Source organism: Cellulomonas sp. ACRRI, from assembly GCF_022346185.1.
Classification (GTDB): domain Bacteria; phylum Actinomycetota; class Actinomycetes; order Actinomycetales; family Cellulomonadaceae; genus Cellulomonas.
In genome coordinates, this window is record NZ_JAKRMS010000225.1 from 1 (window position 1) to 2,997 (window position 2,997).

The 2,997-nt window shown below is 76.4% G+C and carries 2 protein-coding genes and 1 pseudogene; 1 reads left to right on the plus strand and 2 read right to left on the minus strand.

Translation table 11 applies throughout. The features are described 5' to 3' along the window. Positions 1 to 1,057 (plus strand): LCP family protein (locus tag MHY85_RS20700; RefSeq protein WP_239200296.1); only part of this gene is annotated, 1,057 nt, incomplete at its 5' end. Between the two features lie 131 nt (positions 1,058 to 1,188). Here the strand turns inward: MHY85_RS20700 and MHY85_RS20705 are convergent. Next, positions 1,189 to 2,229, minus strand: a pseudogene (locus MHY85_RS20705) (acyltransferase family protein); the annotation flags it as partial. 203 nt (positions 2,230 to 2,432) lie between these two features. Then, positions 2,433 to 2,975: a 5-(carboxyamino)imidazole ribonucleotide mutase gene (gene purE / locus MHY85_RS20710; RefSeq protein WP_239200298.1), complete on the minus strand. Its 543-nt coding sequence runs from the start codon at positions 2,973 to 2,975 to the stop codon at positions 2,433 to 2,435. Between the last annotated feature and the right edge of the window lie 22 nt (positions 2,976 to 2,997).

A 2,997-nucleotide genomic window follows, 5' to 3' on the forward strand; every position in this document is an offset into this window, starting at 1 on the left:
CCGGCCCGCCGGGCCCACCCGCCCCGGCGGACCGCCGGGTCCCACGGGCCCGGACGGCACCTCCGCGCCCGCCGCCGCGCCCCGGCGCCGGCGCCGCCGCGGCCGGGTCGTCGCCGCCGTCGTGGTCGTCGCGCTCGTCCTGCTCCTGGCGTGGCCGGTCGGCCTGGTCCTGTGGGCGAACGGCAAGGTCCAGCACGTCGCCGCGCTGTCGGGGGCCGCGGACACCCCCGGCACCACCTACCTCCTCGCGGGGTCGGACTCCCGCGAGGACGGCGCGATCGAGGACAGCGAGACCGTCGGGGCCCGCACCGACACGATCCTGCTGCTCCAGGTGCCGGAGTCCGGGCCGGCCGCGCTCATCTCGCTCCCGCGCGACACCTACGTCGACATCCCGGGCCACGACGCGAACAAGCTCAACGCCGCGTTCTCCTGGGGCGGCGCCCCGCTCCTGGTGCAGACGGTCGAGGGCCTGACGGGCCTCACGGTCGACCACTACGTCGAGATCGGGTTCGGCGGCGTCGAGGAGATCGTGGACGCGCTCGGCGGCGTCGAGCTCTGCCTCGACGGCAGCACCGGCATCGCGTTCCCCCTGAACGACGCGAACTCCGGACTGGTCTGGGACGCGCCCGGGTGCAAGACGGTCGACGGGGTGCAGGCGCTGGCCTACTCGCGCATGCGCTACTCCGACCCGTCCGGCGACATCGGCCGCGGGCTGCGCCAGCGCGCGCTCATCAGCGCGGTCGCCGCGAAGGCCGAGAACCCGGCGCTGCTGCTCCAGCCGGGCAGGCAGGTGTCGCTCATCGACTCCGGCACCGGTGCCCTCACGGCGAGCGACGGGACCGGCATCGTCGACCTGGGCCGGCTGGCGCTGGCGTTCCGCGCCGCCACCGGGCCCGGCGGCATCACCGGGACCCCGCCGATCAAGAGCCTGGACTACCGCCCCGGCGGCGCCGGCTCGACCGTGCTGCTCGACCCGGACCAGACGCCGAGCTTCTTCGCGGCGATCCGGGACGGCTCCCTGGAACCGGGCGTGGTGGGCGGCGTCCCCGGCTCCTGACCGGGCCGGAACCCGGCGCGCGCCAGGCCCGCGAGCCCGACGAGCGTGGCGCGCACCCGCTCGCACCCCGCGGTGGTGGCGCGGCGCAGCCGCGGGCCGAACGGCTTCTCGACCAACCGGTGCACCAGCCACGCCAGCAGCAGCGAGAACGCGGTCGCGGCGACCAGCACGGCCCACACCGGCAGCCGGTCGTGCAGCAGGTGGATCACCCACAGGCCCCAGTACTCGTGCGTGAGGTACAGCGGGTAGGTCAGCGCCCCGGCCGCCGTCAGGCCGGCCCAGCGCCACCGCGCCAGCGGGGTGAGCGACACCAGCGCGACCAGGGCGACGCAGGCCGGCAGCGCGACCGCGAGCAGCACGGCGCGCGGCTCGACCACGGAGTTCGCGCCGAGCGAGTGCATCCGGGCCGGGACGAGGGCGGCCGTGGCGACCGCGGTGTTCGCCACGACCAGCAGCCACGGCACGACCGCGTGCCCGGTGCGGTGGATCACGTACAGCGCCATGCCCGCCGCGAACAGCGGGGCGTACGGCGCCACCAGCCAGGTCACCGCGTCCGACCAGCCCAGGGCCCGCGCGAGCATCGCCGCGGCCGGCCACAGCGCCGCGAACCAGAGCACCCGCTGCCGGGTGATCCCGACCGCGGCGAACAGCGCGATCAGCAGGTAGAACCGCAGCTCGACCCAGAGCGTCCAGTAGACGCCGTCCACGTGGCCGACGTCGACCAGCGCCTGGAGCAGCGTGAGGTTGACCAGCACCTGCCCGCCGGTGATCTCCTTGCCCTGCCACACGAACAGCAGCAGCGCGCCGGTCAGCAGCACGCCGGTCCAGTAGGCCGGGTACAGCCGGGCCACCCGCGACCCGACGATGTCGGGCACCGAGCGCCCCCACGCCGTCATGAGGATGACGAACCCGCTGATCACGAAGAACAGCTCGGGGCCGAGCGAGGTGTACGTCGCCCAGCCGGCGACCGCCGGGGCGACCTCGGCCAGGTCACGCCCCCAGGCGTCGGTCTGCCGGGCGGTGAAGTGGTACGCGAGCACCCCGAGGGCGGCGAGGAACCGCAGGGCGTCGAGCGCGGCGAGGCGCGGCGCGCGGGCGGCCGTGGCGGGTGTGCGGCCCGGCGCCGGGGCGGCGTCGGGTCGGGCGGTGCGGGGCGGCGCGGTGGTCGTCACCGTCTCGACGGTAGGTGTCGGACCGGCGCTCCGCCCGTCGAGCGGGCCCGCCCCCGGCGCCTCTCGACGAGACCTTCACGCCGTGCTCGGGACGCCCTCGCGATCCTCAGGAGGAGTGGGCCCGCCGAGTCTCCGTCGCGCGCCTGTCCGCGGCCTGGCCACCTCAGGCGAGAGGTGGAGACTCGGCGGGGCGGGGCGGGGCGTCAGCCGCCGAAGCCGACCGCGGGGCGGCGGCCGTCGCCGTGCAGGGAGCGCAGCCGCTCCCCCTTGGCGTCCGCCTGGGCGCGCAGGTCGTCCTGGAACGCCAGCATCGCCGCCGCGACCCGGCGGGCGGTGTCGTCCGTGCCCACCCCGAGGATGCGCGCCGCGAGCAGCCCGGCGTTCCGGGCGCCGCCGATCGACACCGTCGCCACCGGCACGCCCGCCGGCATCTGCACGATCGACAGCAGCGAGTCCAAGCCGTCGAGCCGGGACAGCGGCACCGGCACGCCGATCACCGGCAGGGGCGTCACGGCCGCGAGCATGCCGGGCAGGTGGGCCGCGCCCCCCGCACCCGCGACGATCACCCGCAGCCCGCGCCCGGCGGCGTCCCGGCCGTAGGCGACCATCTTGTCCGGCTGGCGGTGGGCGGAGACGACGTCGACCTCCACGGGGACGTCGAACTCGGCGAGCGCCTCGGCGGCGGCCTCCATGACGGGCAAGTCCGAGTCCGAGCCCATGACGATGCCGACGAGCGGGGTGGTCATGCAGTGCCTCCGGGGGGGGTGG